Origin of the sequence: Chamaesiphon sp. GL140_3_metabinner_50 (genome assembly GCF_025361915.1) — a bacterium.
In the GTDB taxonomy this organism is placed as follows: domain Bacteria; phylum Cyanobacteriota; class Cyanobacteriia; order Cyanobacteriales; family Chamaesiphonaceae; genus Chamaesiphon.
Genome location: NZ_JANYJC010000065.1, coordinates 1 through 24,302, shown reverse-complemented (window position 1 = coordinate 24,302; position 24,302 = coordinate 1). Strand labels below are relative to the sequence as shown.

Annotated in this window: 17 protein-coding genes and 1 pseudogene; 8 read left to right on the top strand and 10 right to left on the bottom strand. The window is 46.3% G+C overall.

The features are described from left to right. Positions 1-172: 172 nt before the first annotated feature. The 3 genes from Q0R35_RS03365 to Q0R35_RS03355 all read left to right on the top strand — a co-directional run bounded on the left by Q0R35_RS03365 (position 173) and on the right by Q0R35_RS03355 (position 2,569). Entirely contained in the window at positions 173-886 is a 714-nt protein-coding gene (locus Q0R35_RS03365) for an AAA family ATPase (RefSeq protein WP_295614465.1), read from the top strand. After that, positions 879-1,586 (top strand): hypothetical protein, encoded by a 708-nt coding sequence (locus Q0R35_RS03360; RefSeq protein ID WP_295614464.1) that lies wholly within the window; start codon positions 879-881, stop codon positions 1,584-1,586. Before Q0R35_RS03365 ends, Q0R35_RS03360 begins: the two co-directional genes overlap by 8 nt. Before the next feature lie 206 nt (positions 1,587-1,792). After that, the gene (locus Q0R35_RS03355; RefSeq protein WP_295614462.1) at positions 1,793-2,569 is read left to right on the top strand and encodes an SDR family oxidoreductase; all 777 of its coding nucleotides are present in this window, start codon (positions 1,793-1,795) and stop codon (positions 2,567-2,569) included. Positions 2,570-2,743: 174 nt separating this feature from the next. Here the strand turns inward: Q0R35_RS03355 and purM are convergent, their stop codons facing one another. Next, entirely contained in the window at positions 2,744-3,772 is a 1,029-nt protein-coding gene (gene purM, locus Q0R35_RS03350; RefSeq protein WP_295614460.1) for a phosphoribosylformylglycinamidine cyclo-ligase, read from the bottom strand. A gap of 847 nt (positions 3,773-4,619) precedes the next feature. Between purM and Q0R35_RS03345 the strand changes: the two are divergent. From Q0R35_RS03345 to Q0R35_RS03335, 3 genes and pseudogenes are all read left to right on the top strand, one after another. Next, a pseudogene (locus Q0R35_RS03345) lies at positions 4,620-4,940 on the top strand (septal ring lytic transglycosylase RlpA family protein); the annotation flags it as partial. 318 nt (positions 4,941-5,258) lie between these two features. Continuing rightward, a complete protein-coding gene (locus Q0R35_RS03340; protein WP_295614458.1) occupies positions 5,259-6,521 on the top strand; it encodes a septal ring lytic transglycosylase RlpA family protein in 1,263 nt (420 codons plus the stop codon). 68 nt (positions 6,522-6,589) lie between these two features. Next, on the top strand, positions 6,590-7,801 hold the full coding sequence (locus Q0R35_RS03335) for an MFS transporter (protein WP_295614456.1): 1,212 nt from the start codon (positions 6,590-6,592) through the stop codon (positions 7,799-7,801). 307 nt (positions 7,802-8,108) lie between these two features. Here the strand turns inward: Q0R35_RS03335 and Q0R35_RS03330 are convergent, their stop codons facing one another. From Q0R35_RS03330 to Q0R35_RS03320, 3 genes are all read right to left on the bottom strand, one after another. Beyond that, positions 8,109-8,765, bottom strand: coding sequence for a hypothetical protein (locus Q0R35_RS03330; protein WP_295614454.1), 657 nt, complete (start codon positions 8,763-8,765; stop codon positions 8,109-8,111). Between the two features lie 137 nt (positions 8,766-8,902). Next, positions 8,903-10,174, bottom strand: coding sequence for a dihydroorotase (locus tag Q0R35_RS03325; RefSeq protein WP_295614453.1), 1,272 nt, complete (start codon positions 10,172-10,174; stop codon positions 8,903-8,905). A 24-nt stretch (positions 10,175-10,198) separates the two neighbouring features. Then, entirely contained in the window at positions 10,199-11,536 is a 1,338-nt protein-coding gene (locus Q0R35_RS03320; protein WP_366944814.1) for a histidine phosphatase family protein, read from the bottom strand. A 383-nt stretch (positions 11,537-11,919) separates the two neighbouring features. Between Q0R35_RS03320 and Q0R35_RS03315 the strand changes: the two genes are divergently transcribed. Next, entirely contained in the window at positions 11,920-14,235 is a 2,316-nt protein-coding gene (locus tag Q0R35_RS03315) for an ATP-binding protein (RefSeq protein ID WP_295614451.1), read from the top strand. Positions 14,236-14,269: 34 nt separating this feature from the next. Here the strand turns inward: Q0R35_RS03315 and Q0R35_RS03310 are convergent, their stop codons facing one another. Further along, positions 14,270-14,827 carry a hypothetical protein gene (locus Q0R35_RS03310; RefSeq protein ID WP_295614450.1) on the bottom strand — a complete coding sequence of 186 codons (558 nt, stop codon included), beginning with the start codon at positions 14,825-14,827 and terminating at the stop codon, positions 14,270-14,272. Between the two features lie 320 nt (positions 14,828-15,147). Here Q0R35_RS03310 and carB point away from each other — a divergent pair, with 320 nt between their 5' ends. After that, complete coding sequence (gene carB, locus Q0R35_RS03305) at positions 15,148-18,405, top strand: carbamoyl-phosphate synthase large subunit (protein ID WP_295614448.1); 3,258 nt, start codon at positions 15,148-15,150, stop codon at positions 18,403-18,405. A gap of 233 nt (positions 18,406-18,638) precedes the next feature. Here carB and Q0R35_RS03300 read toward each other — a convergent pair whose 3' ends face one another. From Q0R35_RS03300 to Q0R35_RS03280, 5 genes are all read right to left on the bottom strand, one after another. Continuing rightward, complete coding sequence (locus tag Q0R35_RS03300) at positions 18,639-19,769, bottom strand: DegT/DnrJ/EryC1/StrS family aminotransferase (RefSeq protein WP_295614446.1); 1,131 nt, start codon at positions 19,767-19,769, stop codon at positions 18,639-18,641. Positions 19,770-20,072: 303 nt separating this feature from the next. Continuing rightward, positions 20,073-21,215 carry a GNAT family N-acetyltransferase gene (locus Q0R35_RS03295; RefSeq protein WP_295614444.1) on the bottom strand — a complete coding sequence of 381 codons (1,143 nt, stop codon included), beginning with the start codon at positions 21,213-21,215 and terminating at the stop codon, positions 20,073-20,075. A gap of 349 nt (positions 21,216-21,564) precedes the next feature. Beyond that, positions 21,565-22,188 (bottom strand): hypothetical protein, encoded by a 624-nt coding sequence (locus tag Q0R35_RS03290; RefSeq protein ID WP_295614442.1) that lies wholly within the window; start codon positions 22,186-22,188, stop codon positions 21,565-21,567. A 181-nt stretch (positions 22,189-22,369) separates the two neighbouring features. Beyond that, on the bottom strand, positions 22,370-23,938 hold the full coding sequence (locus Q0R35_RS03285; protein ID WP_295614440.1) for an S-layer homology domain-containing protein: 1,569 nt from the start codon (positions 23,936-23,938) through the stop codon (positions 22,370-22,372). Positions 23,939-24,115: 177 nt separating this feature from the next. After that, on the bottom strand, positions 24,116-24,302 hold a 187-nt coding region (locus Q0R35_RS03280; RefSeq protein WP_295614438.1), incomplete at its 5' end, for a hypothetical protein.

Sequence of the window (24,302 nt, the reverse complement as noted above, 5' to 3'; positions counted from 1 at the left end):
GTTGAATCTTTCGTCAGAACTAATCTTCCTCACTAAATAAATAAAAATCATTTTGCCCAGCATCGGAGTGGACAGTTTCTAGTATGTAAGGAATATTAGCGGACAGGAGAAAATTATAATAGGATGGGATAAATTAAACTCACCTATAACTACACTTCAAGATTTACAGTTTATGATTTACCTAAAATTAATCGCAACTAACTTAGTAAAATCAGCTTATAGCGAAGAAATTATTCCAGAAGTTAAATTTGACGGATCGGGACTAGCACCGACATTAGACTATTTCAGAAGTGAGGCTCCAGATCGATTTGAATCTATACAGGAAATGTTGCAGCAGATCGTTCCAGGTGTGCGAAAAGTAGGAGTAAGACGTGCCAAAGTTAAGATCGATCGACAGAGATCGATCGAAGTTGATGGTAAATCTATCTCTTATGAAGAAAACCAAGAAGTCACCGGACAAGAAATTGTTCTGGATATGAATACAGGCGATCGCATTCCCGCTCATGCTATTAGTGAAGGGACGATGCTAACTTTAGGTTTACTGACCGTATTAATGAATCCTAAGCAGCCAAATTTAGTATTACTAGATGATATCGAGCAGGGACTTCATCCCAAAGCACAACGAGAATTAATCACCGTATTTAAGCGAATTATTCAAACTAATCCAAATTTACAGATTATTTTCACTACTCACTCTCCCTATATCATCGATGAACTCGAACCTTCCCAAGTTCATGTTTTGAGTAATTCTAAAGCTGGATTTACTCATGCCAAACGACTAGACGAACATCCCGATGCAGAATGGGCAAAACAAACTTTGACTACTGGCGAATTTTGGAATGCAGAAGGAGAAGATTGGGTGCTGGACGGAGATGTGAATGATTGAGGTTATTGTTATTGTTGAAGGTAGAATGGATGCTGTTACTGCAACAAAATTAGCCGAGCGCGTTCTTGTCGAAAAGGTAGATTGGTTAGAACAGGAAAGTTTACAACATCTATTTCAATGGACTGGTTTAGATTCAGGAAGTGAGTATTCATGCTGGAAAGATACTAATGATATTATCGATCGAGCTAAAAAAGCTGGTATTCCGATGCCTAGATTTTTAGGTCATGGTAAAACTGGCTCGTTGAAGGCGGACGGTGCGGCGGCAATGAAAATCGTGAATTTAATCAAACTGCTCCATTTAAAAGAGCATCGAAAGATTGCCGCAGTTCTCTTTATTCGCGATCTAGATAATCAACCAGAGCGAAGAAGGGGCATCGAGCAAGCAAGATCGGAACATGAGGATCGCCAACCGCAAATAGAAATTATCATCGGTACAGCCGATCGAATGCGGGAAGCTTGGGTTTTAAATGGTTTTATCCCCTCAGATTTAGAAGAAAAGCGAATCTTAGCACAGCTAAAAACCAAATTAACTTTCGATCCTTGTGAGGAGGCTCATAAATTACGCGACGATCCAGGTGAAGATCGAAATCCTAAATTAGTTGTTAAAAAGCTTACAGATGGTGATATTGTCCGCGAACAGCAATGCTGGGAAGAAACCGATCTAGAAATGTGCGATCGAGAGGATCTGATACGGGGTTGAGAGAATATTTGAAGGAAGTCGAGGAACGATTGATATCCATACTCGATCGAGCCGATTTGTAAAGATATTCATTGCCTTTCATTGGCATGGCCTCTTTAAAGAAGAATCGAGAATACAATATTGAGAATTTAGTAAAACGATCGACGATTTGGATAGTGCGGTATTCGATCGGGTAAAATTTAGCTAATTCAAAAAGTGTGAATATTATGCCTGAATCAGTTTTGAAAGGTCGTGTTGCTCTAGTTACGGGCGTTAGTCGGCGCAAAGGAATTGGCTTTGCGATCGCTCAACAGCTAGCAATGATGGGTGCCGATGTTTTTATTCATTCTTTTACATCCTACGACGCAGATCGAGAATGGGGAGCCGATGCTGACGGTATTTCTGGCTTAATAGCTACACTTCAGGAATATGGTACTCAAATCGCTCATGCTGAGGGAGATTTTCTCGATCCTGCCGTGCCTAGTCAAATTATAAATGCTGCGGTTCGATCGTTTGGACATGTGGATATTTTAGTTGCCAATCATGTCTACAGCACGATGGGAAATTTAGAAGAACTAACCGCAGCAGAAATCGATTTACATCTACAAATAAACGTGCGCGGAACGTTACTTTTAACTCAAGCTTTTGCAGCCCAACACCACAAAATTTCTGGCGGTAGAGTAATTTTGCTAACCTCTGGACAACATCTGACCCCCATGCCTAGCGAACTTGCTTATGTTGCTTCAAAGGGTGCTTTGCAGCAACTGACGCTGAGTTTATCGGCTCATCTAATTCCGCGTGGAATTACGGTAAATACTGTCAATCCAGGTGCGACAGATACAGCTTGGGCTGATGCAGAACTTTACGAACTAATTCGCGCCGCCAATCCGCAGGGGCGATGGGGAAAACCAGAAGATGCGGCGAGGTTAATTAGTTGGCTGGTGACAGATGATGCCCAATGGATTACTGGACAGACAATTAACTCTAATGGTGGTGGATATTGAATGAATCTTATCCCCTTACTTCAACTTGCGTTGGTGTAGCCGCGCTTCGTCGTAGGTAATCGAATCTCGATCGATACACTAAGTATTCCCATGAACGATCGAAATATAATCGAAAAAAATGAGCGTAGAATTACTCCTACTCTCATGTTGACAAACGGTTGAATTTAGCGAACCTTACTTAGGTATGCCGATTAAAGATCGATCGCCTGCAACTACTTTCCCGATTGCGTAAGATGCAATTTGCTGCGATTCAAAAAAGGCGATCGATTCTGTTACCACCGTTGCTGGCACGATAACTACATAACCGATGCCCATATTAAAAGTATTAAACATATCTACCGGAGCCACATTTCCCGCCTCGGCTAGCCATTGAAACGCTGGGGGAATTTGCCAACTATGGAGATCGATCGCGATCGAATGGTTAGCACTCAAGCAGCGAGGTAAATTTTCGGGTAACCCCCCACCAGTAATATGCGCCATGCCATGAATTGGTAATTGTCGCTCGATCGCGGCTAAAATCGGCTTCACATATATTTGAGTGGGTGTGAGGTAAACGTGTCCCAAATTTTGCCCCGCCAAGCTACTGGGGGTATCCTCCCACCGATAGCCACCATCGGCGACAATTTTTCGCACCAGACTATAGCCATTACTATGAATACCACTACTGGCTAAACCGATCGCCACATCGCCAACCTGAATCTGGGAGCCATCGATGAGTTTGCTCTTTTCGGCAATTCCCACCGCAAAGCCAGCCAAATCGTATTCACCCGATTGATAAAATCCGGGCATTTCTGCCGTCTCGCCGCCGAGTAAGGCACAACCCGCCTGACGACAGCCATCGGCAATTCCCGCAACTACCTGGGTGAGTTGGGTAGAATTAAGTTTACCTGTTGCCAAGTAGTCGAGAAAATAGAGCGGCTCGGCTCCACAGGTGAGAATATCATTAACGCACATGGCGACTAAATCGATGCCGATCGAGGCATGATTATCTAATTCTTGGGCAATTTTAAGTTTGGTACCCACCCCATCGGTACCAGAGACGAGTACTGGCTGTCGGTATCCGGCGGGTAATTCAAACCAGCCGCTAAAACCGCCTAAACCCCCTAAAACTCCCGGACGATGCGTGCTGTGGACGAGGTTTTTGATGTTTTCGACAAACGCCCTCCCAGCCACCACATCGACACCTGCTTGTTGATAATCCATAGCTAACTCGTACGCGAGATCGAGACACAGGCATTCTACCGCGATCGCTTTACACTCCGCAAATGTGCTGGATTTTGAGGGCCGACGACAGGATCGATAAGATTGTTTCCCAAGCCCAATCGTTCTCTATATTAGTGTCGCTAAATTGGGCATTTTGCCGATAAGCGATATTACTGAGACATTCTCGTATCAATAGTTACACGAATCTTCAGGACGTTATTTTACTAATGTTCCACCCTACTCTCTAACTTAGCAATTTCAAATGATGGCGATCTGGAGAGTTTGGTGTGTCAATTTCGATCGTTAGCAGCTCTATTTTATAAAATTTTAATAAAAAAATAGCTAATTTTCAAAACCCGTCAACCCCAGATCGAGGGAATTATCATTTAAATAATATATATGAAAAAATGTAACATATCATTTTTCCTGATTAAAAAATCTTGGGGATCGCATCACTCAAAGCTTGGAAGGGTGGGGATCGCTCGGAATTTTGGCACTCGATCGAGGTATTTCGATCGCATACAAAACAGGTTTTGTCAAGGATTTCGATCGGTAAAATCGCGAAAAACTTCGTGTTATGGTAGACCCATCGTTCCTCACACCGAGGTGAACACGGGACAAGTATGAGTTAGGAACTGGTGAATTAATCTCAATTTGTGAGGTATAACCAAACCGAATCTCAAAGATAAAGACGTTTCACAATAGGCTTATGAATCACCAAACTTTGACTGGATTAACTGCTCTCGTAGCAACTTTAGCTGTTTCCACAGCGGCATCTGCTACACCATCAGTCAATTCCACTCAACCCAATTCCATCGAATCAAAACAGTTAATCGCTCAATCAGTCGGACAAGCTTCTTTTTACGGTAACCAACCAGGTGAAGGTGGCCCTCTAACTGCAAATGGTGAAAGGTATCAACCAGGTGGCTATACTGCCGCTCACCGAACTTTACCTTTCGGTACCAGAGTTCGCGTTACTAGTCCTGCTACTGGTCGTTCGGTAGTAGTCCGGATTAACGATCGCGGCCCCTATACTGGTGGTAGAGTTATCGACTTATCCGTCGGCGCAGCAAGAGCGATCGGTTTGACCAATTCTGGTGTCGGTACTGTCCGCATGGAAGTTGTCGGTGGTGGTGAAGGTCGCCGTCAAGGTCGTCGCAATCGCTAATCGATGCATGTTTCGAGTCGATCTCTCTACTCCAGGTCGTGCTAGGTTTTGCAGAGATCGGACTCAATCTAAGTGTTATCTACCGTTTCTGGTAATTTAGTAAGCAACTAAATGTTGTAATTGTAGTCAAAGCAAGGTTTATCGGTGACGTAATTCAGGTAAAATCGATTGTCAGAGTCGATGCTACGCGGATGGTTAAATGGCTATGTCGATCGACATCTAATATTTTATTTGTCTTAGATGGTTTGGACTAGTTTAATAACTCAAGTCGAACGCCTCGGTCTGATGTAACGTAATATTGTTTCTCCCCGAAGAATTATGAATCAACATCGTTGGAACTGCCTGACTGCATTATGTCTGAGTACGGTAATCGCGCCAATTTCTAGCGTTCGGGCTGAAGTACCATCGCCAGTGGGTGCAGTTAGTACCCCACAACCATCGCTAGCATCGGCAACAACGCCCCCAGCAGTTACAGAATTCCAAACCAGTACCGCACCTGAAATTGTTAAAGCGGTGCCGCAAGTGAGTGCCTTGCCGATCCTCACTCCATCGGGTAAAATTAAAATCATTACCCCCCAACGATCGCTCAAAATTGCCAAATCGGTTAGCTTCCCCAGTAAAATCCAGGCTCCAGCTCCGATCTCTCCAGCTTTTACCGAGCCATCGGTTTTCAATCCAGCTCTGCGCGCGAGCAACCCAATTGTCTCAATCCCGAATCCGATTGATACCGCACCAGTTAGAGTAAGTTCTGTCGTACCACTGCCTCAAGTTACCAAAGTCACACCGACAACCCCAACTACAATCTTCACCAGCCAAGTTGCCAGTCCGCCAATTTTCGTCACTCGTAGCGATAATTCGCAGCTAGCCCGCAAGTTACCAACGACAATTACTAATTCGGCTACTGTTAGAGCTGAGATCGCCACTACCCCCATCGCTGAAGATTCGCGCTCGGCAACAGCTACCATCGCCCCCAGCGAACGTACGGAGACTAGTAGCGTTCCTCAAGTTGCCCCGATCGTCAGCTACAAAGATAAAGCCAATCTGCCCAGTTTTGAAGCAGGTGCGCCAGTATTTATTATTCAAGAAGAGCGTCCCCAGCAAATTGTGGCAACCGTCATCGCTCAAGTTGACGATAAAATCGTCGCACCAGAGCCGAGTATTGCCATTCCCGTCGAGCGTCCCAAACAATCGACCATTCCCTTTCAATCGATTTCGCCTACACCCACGATCGTTAAAATTGAGCCAGCAGCAGCCACTTCGCAACCAATTTTAGAAAAAATCGTCTCCACTCAAACCGGGAAAGCCTCCTGGTATGGCAGTGAAGGCGGTTCTAAGACCGCAAATGGTGAGAGGTACAATCCTAGTGGTTTAACCGCCGCACATCGCACTCTACCCTTCGGTACTAAAGTTCGAGTTACTAATATCAGAACTGGTCAGACTGTCATCGTCAGAATTAACGATCGCGGCCCATTTCACGGCAATCGGATTATCGACATTTCCGCTGGTGCGGCTGAAGCCATCGGTCTCAAAAGTACTGGTGTCGGTCGAGTTCGGGTCGATATTTTAGACAATCGCGGCTAATAACCAAATAATAGCTAAGTCGAGTCGGAACTAGTGTGTCAACATATTGATATACCCTCATTCCGATTATGCTCAAGCTACCTCGACAGATTTGGATCCTCGCGCTAGGTCGATTACTGTCAGAAATCGGGAGCGGATTTACGCTATTTTACGCCCCGATTTTTTTCGTGCAGCAAGTCGGGTTATCGGCGACATCGGTAGGATTAGCATTAGGTAGTGCCTCGATTTCTGGTGTCACTGGACGGTTGATTAGTGGCACTTATGCCGATCGCTGGGGACGCAAGCCAGTATTATTATTAGCAATGTTCGTACTGGCAATTTCGGCTTTTATTCTCGCCAGTACTAATAGTTTTGAAACTCTAATAATCGGTTGTTTGGTGCAGGGTTTAGGATTAGGATTGTATTGGCCTGCTAATGAAGCGATCGTTGCCGATCTTACTGATGGAGAAGAACGCCGATTTGCTTATGCAATTACCCGATTAGCAGATAATTTGGGCATGGGATTGGGGATAATTGCTGGCGGAATTTTGATTAGTGCTAGTGGCTCTTATCGGACGTTATTTATTATCGATGGAATTTCTTTTTGCTGTTTTTTCCTCACGATCGCATTTGGCATTCGAGAGACGTTACAAACGCAAACAAGAGCGGTCAGATTTGTGAGCGGTTATACTACCGCATTACGCGATCGACGTTTATTAGTTTACGTTGCCGTCAATATTATTTTGACTGTTTATATCTCTCAAACTCAGACCACTTTACCATTATATTTTAGTGGTTTTGTGCCGCAAGCTGGGGCAAGTGGTTTTAGTCCGCAAATAATTAGTACCTTATTTACCGGACATTTATTAATGACGATTGTCGCACAATTGCCGATGCTCAAATTATTGCAAAGCTTGGGTCACGTCCGCTCGTTAATGATTTCTGGTGGGTTGTGGATTTTAGGTTTTGTTTGTATAACTATAACCGGGACGACTGCTAATTTACAAATACTCTGGGCGAGTTTTGGCTTAGGATTATTTGCCCTAGCAATTGTGAGTTATACACCAACCGCATCCGCCCTAATTGCCGATTTAGCTCCACCTTCTTTACGCGGTGTTTATACCTCAATTAATTCGCTCTGTTGGGCGGCTGGCTACGCCATTGGGCCACCATTGGGCGGTTGGGCACTCGATCGCTCCGTGCGATTCGCCCACGATTTCTGGCTCGGTTTAGCCGCCACAGTCCCGATCGTTTGGCTAATTTTATTGTGGCTAGAAAGATTAATCGAGGTCAGAGAATAGAGAGTCGTTGTACTCACATTAGCTAATTAAGGTGATTCCCAATCGAGAATATACCATTTGAACTATGATTTACCTGATGCTTCATGAGATGCAAAGCAGGGAATGAATAGATGGACTAAGATTGTCGAATAGAAATCCATCAAAGTCCATCAATAAATCATTTTAATCAAAGTTAAGACAATAATTAGCGATCGAATCCAACCGTTAAATTAGCAGATATCGATCGCATTCTATGAATCGCACCAAAAACCCGACTTCTTGGAGAAGTCGGGTTTTTTACTTACGCTTGCTAAATTAGCAATAAATATTAATTGGGATCGATATTAGACTTGAGTTTAATTTGCAGATCGGTACCTTTTTTCAAGACTACTTCACCACCGGGACTAGATAAAACAAATGCGGTAGCTGCGGCGGCTCCTGCTAGTTTACCATGCTTAAATTTAGTCTTATCGCCGATAAAATTACCTGCGATCGTTCCGCCGAGAACAATGCCAGCATTTTTAAGAAATTGACCCTTAGTTTTAGTCTCAACTTGAGTGTTGACTAAAGCAGCATCGATCGGTAACAGTTCGCCATTTTTAAGTTTGAGATCGTCAAATGTGAGATTCATTTGTGCTTTCTTGCCTTTGGCGGCTTTAGTTACTTTTTCTAAATGTCCTTCGATTGTGGCATCTTTAAGGGCTGGATATTTACTAATCGAGCCATTTTTAACTTTAATTGTAAACTTTTCATTACTGCGATTTTTGCCGCTAGAAAGTTCTTGTTGCAGATCGGTATTAATAGTAACTCCGGCTGGAACTATTGCTAACGCACTACTATTTGCTGGTTTATTAGTTGTAGTTATCGCGCTAGAGGTAGCTGGTTTAGCCGTATCGACGGGTTTTTCGGCGACTTTTTTGCTACAACTAGCCAAACTGCCTAAAGATAAAGTTATCAGTACGATTGAAACGGATTGTTTGAACATAATTATTGACTCCACACCACATACCACACTATAAAATGTATGTGATGTCTGTAGTCTAGCATTTGGCGATTGATTCAACCATTGGCTATTTGTCTGGAAATCTCTACTATTGCTACGACTTGCCGAAAGTCATTTATTTACCTCGTAGATAAAGCTCGATCGCAATTGACTTTACCCACAATTTCTCGACCCAGCCATGCGGTATTATGAGATAGAGATTTGAGGCTATTTTTAGTAACCACCCAAGTTTGCTGCGGATCGAAGAGGATCGACTGAGTGGGTGGCGATTGGTGCAGACAGCGTGCGGGATTGGTACTCAGTGCCGCCCATAGTTCTAGCGCAGACAACTTACCTGGAACGACGAGATTTGCCCATAATAACGGTAGAGCTAATTCTAACCCGATCGCGCCTGCGGGAGCTTCGCCAAATGCGACGGTTTTTTCCTCGTAAGTATAGGCGTGATGGTCGATCGCGATCGCATCGATCGCACCTGTTTTTATCCCTTCAATCAGGGCAATTTGGTCGGATGGGTTGCCTAAAGGCGGGTTTAGTTTAAAATTGGGGTCGTAGGTGGCGAGAGCGGTGGTATTGGCGATGAGATGCAACCATGTGGTACTGGCGGTAATCGGCACGCCGCGTTGTTTGGCGGCTGTGACTAGTTCTACGCCTCGGCGGGTGGAAATCCGCATTAAGTGGACGGGGGTGCCGACTTCGGCAATAATTTCGATGAGCTGGGCTAGCGCGGCGGTTTCACTACTAACCGGATCGACGGGTAAGCCATATTTTAGAGCGGCGACACCCGCTCTGGCGACTCCATTCCCGCGTAATTGGCGATCGAGCGCGTATAATCCGATCGGGCGGTTGAATGGTTGGAGATATTCGAGGATGCGGCAAATTAGGGCAGGGTTGGATATCGATCGTCCATCTGCCCAGCCTGTAATATTAGTAGTAGCAAGTTCGGCTAATTCGGTCATTGCCGTACCTTCGACACCGACAGTCAGCGCGCTCCAGTAGCCGAGTTGAGGGCAGTTAGGCATTTGGACGGCGATTTGCTGATACTCGCGATCGAGGCTGACTATACTACTAGCTCGATCGAGCGCGGGTAAGGTATCGGGTAAGATGTTTAGGGATCTAAAACCGCCAGCTTGGGCAGATTGTAGCAAGGAGGTAAGTGTTTCGCGTTCTTCATGCCCTGGCGTACCGCTGTGACTGTATAAGTCTACCAAACCGGGTGCGAGGATGAGGTGCCCTCCGGGAATAGTCTCTAAGTCAGTGGGGAGTAAAGTGGTGTCGGAGACTTCCTGAATTATGCCATCGATAACTAAGAGATCTGCCACTCGTTCGGTGAGATTGCCATCGCTGTTACCGATCGGGTTTAATATTCTAACCTGTTGGAATAATTGGTTCATCTTTTCTAAATTGCAAGTGCAGCCTTATAATGCGCCAGCGGCGGTTTTATCGAGGATGCCGCTAGAGAGATGACTGGTAATGTTTAGTGCTTGAATCACGGGTTTGCCTTCGATGCCATCTGGATAGTCGATGACGGTGACTGCACCATTACCCTGTTTGATTTTCCAGATATCTGCTAAACCTAGTCCCAGCAAAGAACATAGCAATACTTTATTGGTGGCATCATGAGCGACAACGATACCTGTTTGGGTATTATTCCCCACCTGTCGGATCGTTTGTTGCCATGCTGCTGTCGCTCGATTCCAAACATTTTGAAGATTCTCGCCTTCAGGCATTTGGACAGATTCGGGATGGGTGTGCCAACGGGCAAGTTCGCCGGGATATTCAGCCTCGATTTCGGCTTCAAATTTGCCTTCCCAGAGTCCGTGCCCGATTTCGCGGAGATCGGCATTCTCATGTAATGTTAAATTAGGATGCTCTTTGAGAATAATTTGGGCGGTTTCTTTCGGACGCAACATCGGACTGGTAAATCCAAAGTCGATTTGGGTGGTTTTTAAAAATTCTGCGGCTAGACTGGCTTGATTGCGTCCGTTATCGTTGAGAGGAACGTCGATTTGACCTTGAAATTTGCCCGCACGATTCCAGTCGGTTTCGCCATGACGGATCAGCAGAAAGCGAGGGCCGATATTTTGCGGGCGAAAGGTGGGTAATTTCTGCCCTAAGTGACTGGTTTGATTGAGCGATTCTAGTTGGACTTTTTCGCCCCAACCGCCGCTAAAATTCAGCACGGTAACGCCGCAATTTGACTGCTGAATGCTGTGATACTGGGCTGGAGATATCCCCAATGCCGTACTAATTAAAGCGCGGTTGATGCCATTGTGGGCGACGATCGCGATCGTTTGGTCTTGATGTTGTGGTAATATCTCTTGCCAGAAGTTAGCGGCTTGTTGGTATAAAGCCAACACCGGGAAAAATTCGCTCTGGCTACCATCTGCTTGTGGAAGCAACATTTTTAGTTCGTGGGGACGTTCTTTCCAAGCGCGATATTCGGCTGCATATTTTTCGCGAACTTCCTGATTGAGCATGGTTTCCCATAATGGCAGATCGATCTCTAACAGTCGATCGTCAGCCTGGAGCCGATCTTGTTGTTGTAGCTGAGTTAGCACGATCGAGGCTGTCTGTTGCGCTCGTTGCAGCGGACTAGCATAAACTTTATCGAACTTTAAGCCCTGCAATGCTACCCCTGTGAGTTTAGCATCTTCACAACCCCGATCGGTCAAGACAGATAAATCGCTCCGCCCTTGAATCCGCCCTTGGCTGTTATAACTACTTTGTCCGTGCCGTACAATAATTACTCGCATACTCACAGGTTTCATTCTCCATTAGCTGACTCATCTTATCAGGGGTTAGGCAGGTGTCACAACTAGTCGGTGGGGATGGAGGGACTGGGGGACGGGGGGACGGGGGACTGGGAGACGGGGGACGCTTTTGTCTATATCCACCATTCCCTATTCCCTATTCCCTATTCCCTAAAGATATTGATGCCAATTATAAAAAGATCTTAGAGTATTGCAGCTAGTTGGTCTCGATCGCAATAAGATCTATTTATAAGCAAACGCTGTCGATCGTCTATTTGAGTCTAGTTCTGACCGATCGCACTTTTGACTGATATCTTAATAATTTCTTAGCGTTTATTAATACATTTTCTTTAGATTAAATCTCCTCTGTACCGTCAACTTCGCCAATGCCTAATTTGACCTCAACCATCCGGGGTAATTACCCTCTGAATACCTTTGAGACTATCCGCGATCTGTGGCAAAAAATGGCAGGAACAATCCTTCACGAGCAAGGATTCGCCGCAGAAGATGGTGTCCGATCGATAACTAATGCCATGCTAAACCGCGAATCGTTCAAGATTGGTGTAGAATCTGGTGTGGAGAATTTATTACCCGATTTACCGCAATTTTTATTATTGCAATCTCCCAAGTTTCAAGCACTACTAACGGGGCAAATTATTGATTCAGGTCGGGCAGCACGGATGACGATCGAAGTTACGTTCGTACCCACGAATATCGAGCTATTTATCCAGCCGCTCATTCCTTACTTACCAGCAACTGTAGAGTTAATTGTCGATCCGAACTTTACTAACGATAGCGATCTGCAAGGTCATTTTACTCAGTTGTTATTGAATGTCCTCATTGAGGCAAAGTCAGATGAGAGCGACCGCGAAATTGTTCTACAGCAACAAGTAGCTCAGGCAAAATTACTTAACTATATTACTACTCAAATCTATCAAACATTAGATTTACCAGTCATTCTCCAAGCTGCTGTCGATCGGGTACAAACATTTTTACATGCAGATCGACTGATTGTCTATCAGTTTGACTTTAATAAAATCGACGGTAAAGTTAGCCATCGAGATTTTGATGACTATACTGGTGTCGGCAGAGTTGCTTATGAGTCGCTAGGCAACGAGCAGTTACAATCGGTTTTAGATGTTACCGAGCGTCAAGATTGTTTTGAAGATCGTCGCATCTGGCATGAGTATCGAAATGGGATGACAAAAGAGATCGATCGAGTCGATTTAGAATACGCCCAAAACCAATGTATGTTAGATTTAATGGCGCGATCGCAAATTAAGTCAAAATTAGTAGTCCCGATTGTTGTTAAGACAGAATTGTGGGGTTTATTAATCGCTCACCAGTGTCAATCTGCTCGACAATGGCAAACTAGAGAAAGTCAATTTTTACAGCAGGTTGCCGAACATTTAGCTCTGGCAATCGATCGCTCAGAGCTGTATACTAACAGCCTGTGGCACACTCAAGAGCTAGAACACAGAGTAAACGAACGCACGCGAGAATTGCGCGATGCGGTGATTGTGGCGCAAACAGCCAATCAATCTAAAACTGAATTTTTAGCACTTTTAAGTCATGAATTACGCACGCCACTAACTAGCATTTTAGGGCTATCGGCAACATTACTTAGATTACCATTACTTAGTTTAACCGAACGACAACAAAAATATCTGCAAGTCATTCATAATAGCGGCGAACATTTATCGGAGTTGATCGATGATATTTTAGACTTCTATAAATTAGAAGTTGGCAAGACTTTTTTGAAGGTCAGTGAATTTTCATTAGCAAAGTTAATCGAGCAAGTGGTAGATCTATTCAGAGCTAAAGCCGAACAGAGAAAGATTCACTTAGAAGTGCATATTATCAAAGATGCTACCAATATTTCGGACGGGGGTAATCGCGATCTCCGTTTCCAGGGTGATGCCAAGCAGGTGCGTCAAGTCTTATTAAATATTTTAACTAATGCTATTAAATTTACTCCAGAAAATGGCACGGTGATTGTCAGATCTTGGCTTGAAGATTGTTACGCAGTAATTGAGGTAGAAGATAGCGGCATCGGCATTGAAGAAGCACAAATTCCGCGACTATTTAAAAAGTTTCACCAGCTCGATCGTAACTTCGATCGCGATTATGGCGGTATGGGGTTAGGATTGGCAATTACCCAGCAATTAGTCGAATTACATGGTGGCTCGATCGAAGTTGATTCGATTATCGGTTCTGGTTCGACTTTTACAGTTAGGCTGGCATCTCAGCCGCTACAAGTACCAGAGCGAAATGATTGGCTAGAAATGGATCGCAAGCTAGTTTTTCAAGATCCCGAACTCAACCCCATTCCCAATCGGATTGTCTTAATCGAACAAGATGAAGATCTCGCCAACTTTATGTGCGATATCTTGACTGCGGCAAGATATCAAGTGACATGGTTGCTGTCTGCGGAATCTTCATTCAGACAAATAGCCATGTTCGAGCCAGATTTGCTAATTATCGATTTAGATCTGGAAGCCGGAACTGTCGATCGATCGATCGACAATATCCGCAAATCTAGTACGATTAGTACGCTCAAAATTTTAGCGATCGCGACTAAAGATGAGATCGTTAGTCCGATCGGTAAACGACACATCGATGACTATTTATGGAAACAGGTAAATCCCGAACAGCTATTGCGGAAAATTACCAAGTTATTAAGCCGTCCCGATCGAGAATAACAGTTAAAAATGTGGGAAGTTGTAGCTGTTGTTACTAGTTTAATGACGAACCTGTGGCAAGATCGACAGGCTTAGTACCGACGATCTGCAAGTTAGTTTTGTGGTAGAAACCGCGCTTAGAACGTGGCAACTGCCATTGATAACCTTCCGGATCGGGATGCAACCGCATCAATTTCGACCACTCAGTCACATTGTGGGTAGCGGCTGAAAGTTTGGTAATGCGCTCGATTCCCAGTCGCTGTGCTAGTTGGCTCAATTCCAACTGCATAGAAGTGGCAATCTCACCGCGATCGTTAACTGTCAACAATTTGGCATCTTTGGCTTGAACCAACGTCTCGATCGCATCAGATACCCGATCTGTGGCTTGTTGATGTCGATCGAGTGATGATGTCAACCGTTCGATCGCCGATTGGCAATGTGCATCTAAACTGAGGTTGGTACGGGAGTTTAAGAGTTGCATCAAACACTTAATCTGTTCCCGTTCGAGCTGAAGCTGTTGCTGATGTTCGGTTAGAGTTTGACTAACAGAGCGGGTAATTTGCTGATAAATCTGCTCTTGGTGAGAATTTACGGCTGGGGTGAGGGTCGTCATAACTTAGCAATCTCAATAGTTGAAGGAATAGGAGTAGCATGAATTGAAGTGTTAGTTGGAGATGCAATGTCAAACCCAGATTGAGATCGAGTAACTAGGCGCGCCAACAGATGTCTCTGTTGCGCTAGCTAATTTTCGTCTCATGCTATAGTTCCCTATTTACGAGCGATTGCGACATCTTTAGTCTGCCAAAACTCAAAAAAATTCTCACCAGGTACCCTAAACCCTCTAAGATAGATTCGGAATTCAAAATTCGACAATACCAATCTCAAAGACTGTTCCTCTAACTCCCATCTCCCATCTCTCCCCCCTAAATACATATGCCTCGCCGGACTGACATACACAAAATCTTACTATTAGGTTCTGGCCCGATCGCAATCGGACAAGGGTGTGAATTTGACTATTCTGGCACTCAGGCTTGTAAAGCACTGCGGGAAGAAGGGTTTCAGGTAATTTTGGTTAACTCCAATCCTGCGACCATTATGACGGATCCGGATACGGCCGATCGAACTTATATCGAGCCGCTCACGCCAGAATTGGTCGAAAAAGTCATTATGAAAGAACGTCCCGATGCGCTACTCCCGACGATGGGGGGACAGACGGCTTTAAATATTGCCGTGAGTCTGGCAAAATCGGGAGTATTGGAAAAATATGGAGTCGAACTAATTGGCGCGAAATTAGGTGCGATCGAAATGGCGGAAGATCGGTTGTTATTTAAAGAGGCAATGGCGCGGATCGGCGTACCAGTTTGTCCATCAGGCATCGCTACGACCCTCGCAGAGGGACGAATAGTCGGTAAAGAGATCGGCAGCTACCCGCTGATTATTCGTCCCGCCTTCACGCTCGGAGGTGCCGGAGGGGGGATTGCGTACAATCAGGAAGAATTTGAAGAGATCGTCCAGACGGGACTAGATGCTTCGCCTGTGGATCAGATTTTGGTCGAGAAATCTTTGCTGGGGTGGAAGGAGTACGAACTAGAAGTAATGCGAGATCTGGCGGATAATGTGGTCATTATTTGTTCGATCGAGAATATCGATCCGATGGGAATTCATACTGGCGATTCGATTACTGTCGCTCCCGCGCAAACCCTGACAGATAAAGAGTATCAGCGGTTGCGAGATGCATCGATTAAAATCATCCGCGAGATTGGTGTCGAGACAGGCGGTTCTAACATTCAATTTGCAGTCCACCCAGATAATGGCGAATTTATCGTCATTGAAATGAACCCCCGCGTCAGTCGTTCTTCGGCGTTAGCTTCTAAAGCAACCGGATTTCCGATCGCTAAATTTGCAGCTAAATTAGCAGTCGGTTATACACTCGATGAAATCCCCAATGATATTACCAAAAAAACCCCCGCATCGTTCGAGCCGACGATCGATTATGTAGTTACTAAAATTCCTCGGTTTGCCTTTGAAAAATTTGCTGGTTCGTCTCAAACATTAACCACTCAAATGAAGTCAGTCGGCGAAGCAATGGCGATCGGACGTACCTTCCAAGAGTCCTTTCAAAAAGCCTTACGATCGCTCGAAATCGGTCGGTATGGCTGGGGTTGCGATCGGGATGAATCGTTACCTTCGATCGAGCAAGTCCGCTCCATGCTCAGAACGCCGACACCCGATCGGATCTTTAGCATTCGTCATGCGATGCAGCTTAAAATGTCGCTCGAAGATATCTACGATTTGACGGGAGTCGATATGTGGTTTCTCGATAAATTGCAAGATATTTTAACTACAGAATCTTTCCTCAAAACCCAACAATTAACAGCTCTAACTAAAAGCCAACTCTGGGATGTCAAACGTCAAGGTTTTAGCGATTGGCAGATTGCTTATGCAACCAAAACCGATCAAGATATCGTCCGTACCTATCGCAAATCTCTCGGCGTAGTTCCCGCTTATAAATTAGTCGATACCTGCGCCGCCGAATTTGAAGCCGAAACCCCCTATTACTACTCCACCTACGAAGAAGAAACCGAAGTTATCCCCTCCAGTCGGCGCAAAGTGATGATTCTCGGCGGGGGGCCAAATCGGATCGGACAAGGGATCGAATTCGACTACTGCTGCTGTCATGCGTCCTACGCACTCAGCAAACAAGGCTTCGAGACAATTATGGTTAACTCCAATCCCGAAACCGTATCCACCGACTACGATACCAGCGATCGGCTATACTTCGAGCCACTGACCAAAGAAGATGTCCTCAATATCATCGAAGCCGAGCAACCTGAAGGCATCATCATCCAATTCGGCGGACAAACCCCACTCAAATTAGCCGTCCCCCTCCAAGAATATCTCGACTCCCAAACCGCAGAAAGTAATATCACCACCAAAATCTGGGGCACTAGTCCAGATTCGATCGATATGGCTGAAAATCGGGAGCGATTTGAATTAGTATTGCGCGAACTCGGCATCCAACAGCCCGAAAACGGCATGGCGCGCAGTTATGGCGATGCACTAGGCGTTGCCAACCGCGTCGGTTATCCCGTCGTAGTTCGTCCCTCCTACGTCCTCGGCGGACGCGCGATGGAAATTGTCTACTCCGATGCCGAACTCGAACGCTATATGACCTATGCAGTGCAGGTCGAACCCGACCACCCCATTCTGATCGATAAGTTCCTAGAGAACGCCATAGAAGTCGATGTAGACGCAATTGCCGACGCATCCGGGCAAGTGGTCATTGGCGGCATTATGGAGCATATCGAACAAGCCGGAATTCACTCCGGTGATTCGGCTTGCTCACTCCCCTATGTCTCATTATCAGAGCCGACACTAGCCACGATTCGCAAATGGACAGTCCAACTGGCACAATCGCTCAAAGTGATCGGGCTAATGAACATCCAATTTGCCGTCCGGGGCGAACAGGTATATATCCTCGAAGCCAATCCCCGCGCCTCCCGCACGGTACCATTCGTCGCCAAAGCCACAGGCGTACCACTCGCGGGTTATGCCGCCCGCATTATGTCAGGCGAAACCCTCGCCGGATTGAACTACACCGCCGAAGTCATCCCCACCCATATCGCCGTTAAAGAAGCCGTCTTACCCTTCGACAGGTTCCCCGGTACCGATACGCTCCTCGGCCCCGAAATGCGCTCCACAGGCGAAGTCATGGGCATCGATGTCGATTTTGGTCGCGCCTACGCCAAAGCCGAACTCGCTGCCAGCCAGAAGTTACCATTGACGGGTAAAGTATTCGTATCGACTAGCGATCGCGATAAACAAGCCGTCGTCCCAGTAGTTCGCGATTTAATCGCCCTCGGCTTCAAAATTATCGCGACTTCTGGTACTCAAAAAGTATTAGAAGAGCATGGCTTAGTCGTCGAACCAGTGCTAAAACTCCACGAAGGTCGTCCGCATGTGGTCGATATCATTAAAAATAGTCAAATTCAACTAATTATTAATACCCCTTCTGGTGAAGAAGCCCAAGCCGACGGTAAATTAATTCGCCGTACGGCTCTAGTCTACAAGATTGCGATGGTCACCACGATCGCGGGTGCTAAAGCAACGGCGGCGGCAATTAAGTCGCTCCAAACGCAACCGCTAGAAGTCAAAGCCCTACAAGATTACATCGGTCTAGGTCGCTCTTAAAAATCCCCTCCTCGGAGGGGTGCCCGAAGGGCGGGGTGGGTAGGTCTCCGCTACTCATCGAATAGACTTCGTTTTGAGATCTAGATCCCCCCTAACCCCCCTTCAAAAGGGGGGAACCGGATCCGGAAGTCCCCCTTTTGAAGGGGGATTTAGGGGGATCTCTAGGATTTTAGCACGATCGAAGATCTACCCACCCCGTCGCTACGCGCCACCCCTCCGAGGAGGGGATTTTTTTAGGAACGGGCGCATTTAACGATCGCATCGATGACGCGATGGAGGTCTTCATCTGATAAATTTGAGCCAGAAGGTAGGCATAGACCGCGATCGAACAGATCTTCGGCAACTTCACCGCCAACGCGATCGTAATTTTGGAAAATCGGTTGCATGTGCAATGGCTTCCACACCGGACGGGCTTCGATTTGAGCTTCAGCGAGGGCTAGACGGACGTGTTCGCGATCGACACCAAAAGCGGTCGGAGCGATCGTTAGGCAGGTCAGCCAGCGGGTAGCAGTTCCCCAGGAGGCTTCTGGCATGAATTCAATACCGGGGAGATGTGCTAAAGCCTGCTGATAGACTTCACAGTTGCGCCGTCTGGCGGCGACGCGATCGTTTAATACTAGTAATTGTCCGCGTCCGATGCCTGCGAGAACGTTGCTCATGCGGTAATTGTAGCCAATTTCGCTATGCTGGTAATGAGGTGCGGGATCTCGTGCTTGGGTTGCCAAAAATTTGGCTTTAGAAGTAATGCTGGCATCTTCAGAAACTAACATTCCCCCGCCGGACGTGGTAATAATTTTGTTGCCGTTAAACGAGAAAATGCCCACCTTGCCAAAGGTACCGGGAGATCGCCCTTTATAGGTGGCTCCTAAGGCTTCGGCGGCATCTTCGATAATCGGTACGCCATAATGTTCGCAAGCGGCCAGAATTGGATCGATATCGGCACATTGTCCGTAGATATGTACCAAAATTACGGCTTTTGGTAATTTACACAGCCGCGCGCGTTGCTCTAGAGCGGTTTCGAGCAGCTTGGCATCCATATTCCACGATTGCCTGTCGCTATCGATAAAGACAGGTTTGGCACCTTCATAGACAATCGGATTGGCACTTGCCGAAAAAGTTAGGCTAGAGCAAAATACATCATCGCCAGCTCCTACCCCGACGAGTTTGAGGGCTAAATGCAACGCCGCTGTACCCGAAGTTACCGCAGTTGCATGACTCGAACCTACTTTTTGGCAGAACTCTCGCTCGAAAGCATCAACATGAGGGCCGATTGGGGCGATCCAATTAGTTTCAAAGGCTTCGGTCACGAATTGGAGTTCGCGACTTCCCATATGTGGAGTTGAGAGTAAAATAGGTTTGGTCATTGCCGGAAAATATGAATATATAAAATTGAGTGTGGGCTAAAATTAGCAGATTATAGATATTAGATACCTTAATTTAAAAATACCGTTCGGAGTAAACAGAATTAACAGATTGAGGGGGCAATCGTTACTACAAATCCCTAGCTAAAGAGTGACGAGTGCTAATGTAGATATCGATTGCGAGTGCGACCTATATTTAGATTCGGGAGCTATTCTCAATTATACCCAGATTATTTTCAGGTACGATCTGTCGCGGTGTTTTCGATCGGGAAGATCGAGCCATTGTGATTAGAGATCGAGGTTAATTCACGCCAATGGTAAGCGATAAATCGGGAAAAATGATGAATTGTTTAGTTCTGATGTAGTCATTCCCGCAGACTCAGCTCTAAACTGTGTCAATCGATCGTAGAGATCTCTATTAATAATAACTTCCATCGTTGTAAAAGATTTTGTATGCTTAGAAAAACCAGCTTTGAAGTGATAAAGCGAGTCGCGATCGCTACCAAGTCCACCACCAAAATTCAGGTAACGATTATTCCGTTCTTTTGCCCACCGGATAACGTAATCGAAGGCAATCGTGGTCGGCGATTGTGGTAAAAATTGCGTTCTCGTACCACCTAAATGATATTGAACTATGCCACTAAATTCAGTAATTAGACTAGCCGCAATCACTTCGCTATCTGCTTCGACAATGCATAACCAGATCCCTTCGCCTAGAGCTTCGACTAGTTTATGAAAATAATCTTTAGTAAAAAAGTAGGTTCCTGTCGCATTAACTCGATGCATTGTCTCAGTATAAATATCGATAAATATATCTAAATATTCATCAATTGGTACCATTCTGACCGTAGCTCCAGCTCGTTGTGCTTTAGTTATTTTAGTCCGATGATTAGATCTAATTTGCCGCCAAATAGCTGCTAAATCTTCAGAGAGATCGCAGATGACCACTTCGCCACGGGGATTCAACCGCTCGTAAGGAGCATTGCGATCGACCGAATCGTATCGATCGCTAATCGCCGGGTCGATGTAACTATTGAACAGCGGGTGGAGTCTCAAAAATGCCGAACAGATCTTTCGTTGTCGCCAGTTTTCATAGATAGTATTTAAGGCGGTTGTCATAAATTGAGTATTTTGACCCGATTCACTTACCAACATGCCAGGATAACCATAAGGCGAGACAATATCGTAAATGCGATCGTTATTAAATGCCCGTGTATCGCCGATAATTAAATCGCAATTGCGGATGATGTAAGGCAAGAAAAAAACACTCTCCCCATCTTTAACAATAATTGCTTCGGCAACACCATTAATTCGGTCTGCTTCTAGTGCTAAATATCCAGGTAGATGGTAAAAGTCATGAGGAATTAGATTCAAGCATTCTTGCCAAGCCGAATCTAATGAAGAGACAACTTGAGTGGTTATTGATTGTAAAAATGTCGTCCCAGCCATACTTTTAATCTCTTCGGTTGAATTGTTAAAAGTGCTACATCAAGTTCCGATCGATTAAATAATTTGGCTGATGACAAGTAAGATTTACATTTAACTCAATCTTTGAAATGCAAAACTTTGAGGTGTAATCTTTCCTTTAGCCGTTGGCAAAGCCGCGCTTCGTCGTAAGTAATCGCCGCTTTGATGAGATTCACTTAGCTTATGTTGCCCAAATTTTGGGGAAAAGCATCACATGAGAGTAAGGAGTAAGGAGTAAGGAGTGAGAGGGGTACGCGAAAAATGACTCGCAGACAAGGGGGGGTGTGTCTGCAAGTCATTGGGGGGTGGGTGTGGATGATAAGCGATGCTGTTAGCGGGCGGCTGCTACTAACTTGCCTAAGAGTACTTGTGCGGCTTTTTGACCGGGGGGTAGACTTCTGAGATAGGTATCTAGTTCGGATGAAGATCTTTGGGTGACTTGGGAGGTACTAACCAGAGACTTGATGTAGTTGTTGTAGGCACTGACGGCACCGTTAAGAATGACTGGATCGATCGAGCCATCGCCACCGCGCAATCCGACCATCGATTGGGCGAGTTGTTGGGCGGGAATGCCGCCACCTAAGGCAGTAACGAGGGTATCGCGGGCTGCTGGATTGGAATTGAGTGGGGCGTTAATGACTGCTAGAGCGGTTTCGGCGGCGGCGGGATCGACTTCGATCGAATTGCCACCAACCGATTGGGTACCGCTGATATTCGCTGCGGTAAGATTGGCACTGACAGCTTTAACGCGATCGTTAACACCATCGGCAAAGGTAATTTTAGTGCCGCTACCGGGGGTCGCACCGCTACCAATGACCCCATTGACGGGATCGGCACCGTAAGGAGGATTGCCGATGATATCTACAAATTTTTGGGCTTGAGCGGGAGCGTTATTTGCCACTAATATGGCAACGATCGTCGAAATTGTCGTCAGGGAGAGGTTTTGAATCTTCATAGGAGGAGATGGGAGTAGGGAGTAAGGAAAATCCCCTCCTAGGAGGGGTGCCCGTAGGGCTACTGGTCGGGTCACCCGCCCAGTGGGGTGGGTAGATCTTCGCTAAAACCTAAAGGCTAAAGGCTAGAGGCTAAAGCCTAAAACCTAAAACCTAAAGGCTAAAACCTAAAACCTAAAACCTCTAAAAATGGATGCCGATACCGCCACCGAGCGCAAAACGGCTCTTTGGCCCGGTATTTTGGTCGCCAGCGATATCTAGCAGAGCGGGGGTGACTTGTAAACCGATCGTGTCGCCGAGTTTGACGGTTAGGGGTAAACCGACGCTGAAATTGCGCCCGTTATAATCAGCCGCTACGGCGATATTTTCGGAGAAGCGGAAGCCCAAGCTGCCGAAAATATTGACATTCTTGTTATCGGCAGTCAGATCGTTAAAGGTGCGGAAGCGACCGCTACCCGCGCCGACTGTTGCGGTAAAGTTACTAGTTGCGCCAACGGGGAGAATTCCGGTAATTGCGCCGTAGTAGGTATCTTTGGGATCGTTGGCAGTGGTGTAACCATTGCGAATGGCGTTTTCCCAGCCTGCAGCGATCGAGAGATTGTCGCCGAGTTGTTTGTGCAGCTTAAAGTTAAAGCCACCACGTTGAGCGAGACTGGTACCAGCAGAAGTGTAGGAGGTTTCTAGACCGACGAAAGTCTTGGAGTTACCCAAACCGATCCCTCCACCGTAAACGGTGTTGTTATCGCTGCCATTGGGCGCGATCGCGATGGGTAAATTATCTTGGTAGCCCGCTCCAGCAAAAATATCGCCCCAGTTGGCACCAAAGGCGGTAGGGGTGGTAATGCCGCCTGCGGGGGCGTTGAGTGGTTTGCGTCCGCTAGAGACGACGATACCGGGTGCCGTACCGATGCTGGTGCGGTTGAGGATATCGGCTTCGGTAATTTTGGCAACAGATGGCGCGGTACCGCAGCTAACGATATATTTTTGGGCGGGGTTATCGGCAGCTAAGGCGGGGAGTCGGCCCGCAGCAACTAAGATTTGATGGAGAGAAGCTGCAACATCCGCACGGGTGGCGATCCGATTGGGGTCGTAGGTACGGCTGTCAGGATAGGAAACGCTCACAGCGACGCATTTTTGAGTGGCGGCGACGATCGCATTGCGACCATAACTCGGTATCTGTGCGGCATCTGTAAATAGCTCGTCTACGCGACTGGCGGTGCTACCGTCTGGTTGGATTTTACTCCCGTTGACGAGGGCGACGAGGGATTCGATCCGGACGATGTTTTTGTTGGGGCCGAAGGTATTATTGTGGTGTCCAGCCAAAAAGCCCGCCCGGTAAGCTCGATCTATAACAGATGCCGCCCAGTAATTCGAGGGGACATCGGCGAAGGTGCGCGATTCTCGAATCGGTTGGAGGTCGAAGGCTTTGTTGAGCATCGCGGCAAATTCGGCTCTGGTAATCGGTTGGTCGGGGCGGTAGGTGCCGTCTGGATAGCCGACGATAATATTTTTGTCGGCTAAGATTTTGATAAACGGCTCTGCCCAGCTACTGCTAATGTCGCTCAAATTCGATGTAGAGGGCTGAGTGGGCTGGGGTGGAGGTGGTGGTGTGGCTTGAGCTATGGAAGAGGCTGGAAGCGGATTTGTCGGGATGGCTACTACTCTAGCGGCGGTAGTGACAATGGTGGCACTCATTAATGCTAAAAATAAGGTAATTCTCTTGAAATTAAGCAAACTGTAATGGCGATTCATAATTGGTGAGTTGTATGTTCGTGCGAATTTCCGCTCGATCGATGCGATCGAGCGGCGGTTAAAATGCTTTAATAGTTGGGTCTGTTGGGTTTCGCTTGCTCTGCTTGGTGCGCTGTCTTGTCGGTGCTTGGTTGATTTTCACGGTCGGGAAACCCGACCGAAAATCAATCCGCTTTTTTATTCGGGGGGAACCCTAGACATAAAGCCGCCGCTGTCTTGTCGTTTTTTTAGATCTCCTGTCGGAGAGGCTCCGCCAACGGGGGGAACCCTAGACATAAAACCGCCGCTGTCTTGTCTCCCTAAACCGTCGGGGAACAAAGGCGAGCGGGAGCCGCTAAATCCCCCTTCAAAAGCGGATGCGCGC

Bases quoted from the DNA above. Each gene is read 5' to 3' on its own strand.
- Q0R35_RS03320 (WP_366944814.1), bottom strand. From the start codon at position 11,536: ATGCGAGTAATTATTGTACGGCACGGACAAAGTAGTTATAACAGCCAA.
- purM (WP_295614460.1), bottom strand. From the start codon at position 3,772: ATGGATTATCAACAAGCAGGTGTCGATGTGGTGGCTGGGAGGGCGTTT.
- Q0R35_RS03300 (WP_295614446.1), bottom strand. From the start codon at position 19,769: ATGACCAAACCTATTTTACTCTCAACTCCACATATGGGAAGTCGCGAA.
- Q0R35_RS03295 (WP_295614444.1), bottom strand. From the start codon at position 21,215: ATGGCTGGGACGACATTTTTACAATCAATAACCACTCAAGTTGTCTCT.
- Q0R35_RS03330 (WP_295614454.1), bottom strand. From the start codon at position 8,765: ATGTTCAAACAATCCGTTTCAATCGTACTGATAACTTTATCTTTAGGC.
- carB (WP_295614448.1), top strand. From the start codon at position 15,148: ATGCCTCGCCGGACTGACATACACAAAATCTTACTATTAGGTTCTGGC.
- Q0R35_RS03365 (WP_295614465.1), top strand. From the start codon at position 173: ATGATTTACCTAAAATTAATCGCAACTAACTTAGTAAAATCAGCTTAT.
- Q0R35_RS03325 (WP_295614453.1), bottom strand. From the start codon at position 10,174: ATGAACCAATTATTCCAACAGGTTAGAATATTAAACCCGATCGGTAAC.
- Q0R35_RS03355 (WP_295614462.1), top strand. From the start codon at position 1,793: ATGCCTGAATCAGTTTTGAAAGGTCGTGTTGCTCTAGTTACGGGCGTT.
- Q0R35_RS03360 (WP_295614464.1), top strand. From the start codon at position 879: ATGATTGAGGTTATTGTTATTGTTGAAGGTAGAATGGATGCTGTTACT.
- Q0R35_RS03285 (WP_295614440.1), bottom strand. From the start codon at position 23,938: ATGAATCGCCATTACAGTTTGCTTAATTTCAAGAGAATTACCTTATTT.
- Q0R35_RS03315 (WP_295614451.1), top strand. From the start codon at position 11,920: ATGCCTAATTTGACCTCAACCATCCGGGGTAATTACCCTCTGAATACC.
- Q0R35_RS03335 (WP_295614456.1), top strand. From the start codon at position 6,590: ATGCTCAAGCTACCTCGACAGATTTGGATCCTCGCGCTAGGTCGATTA.
- Q0R35_RS03290 (WP_295614442.1), bottom strand. From the start codon at position 22,188: ATGAAGATTCAAAACCTCTCCCTGACGACAATTTCGACGATCGTTGCC.
- Q0R35_RS03340 (WP_295614458.1), top strand. From the start codon at position 5,259: ATGAATCAACATCGTTGGAACTGCCTGACTGCATTATGTCTGAGTACG.
- Q0R35_RS03310 (WP_295614450.1), bottom strand. From the start codon at position 14,827: ATGACGACCCTCACCCCAGCCGTAAATTCTCACCAAGAGCAGATTTAT.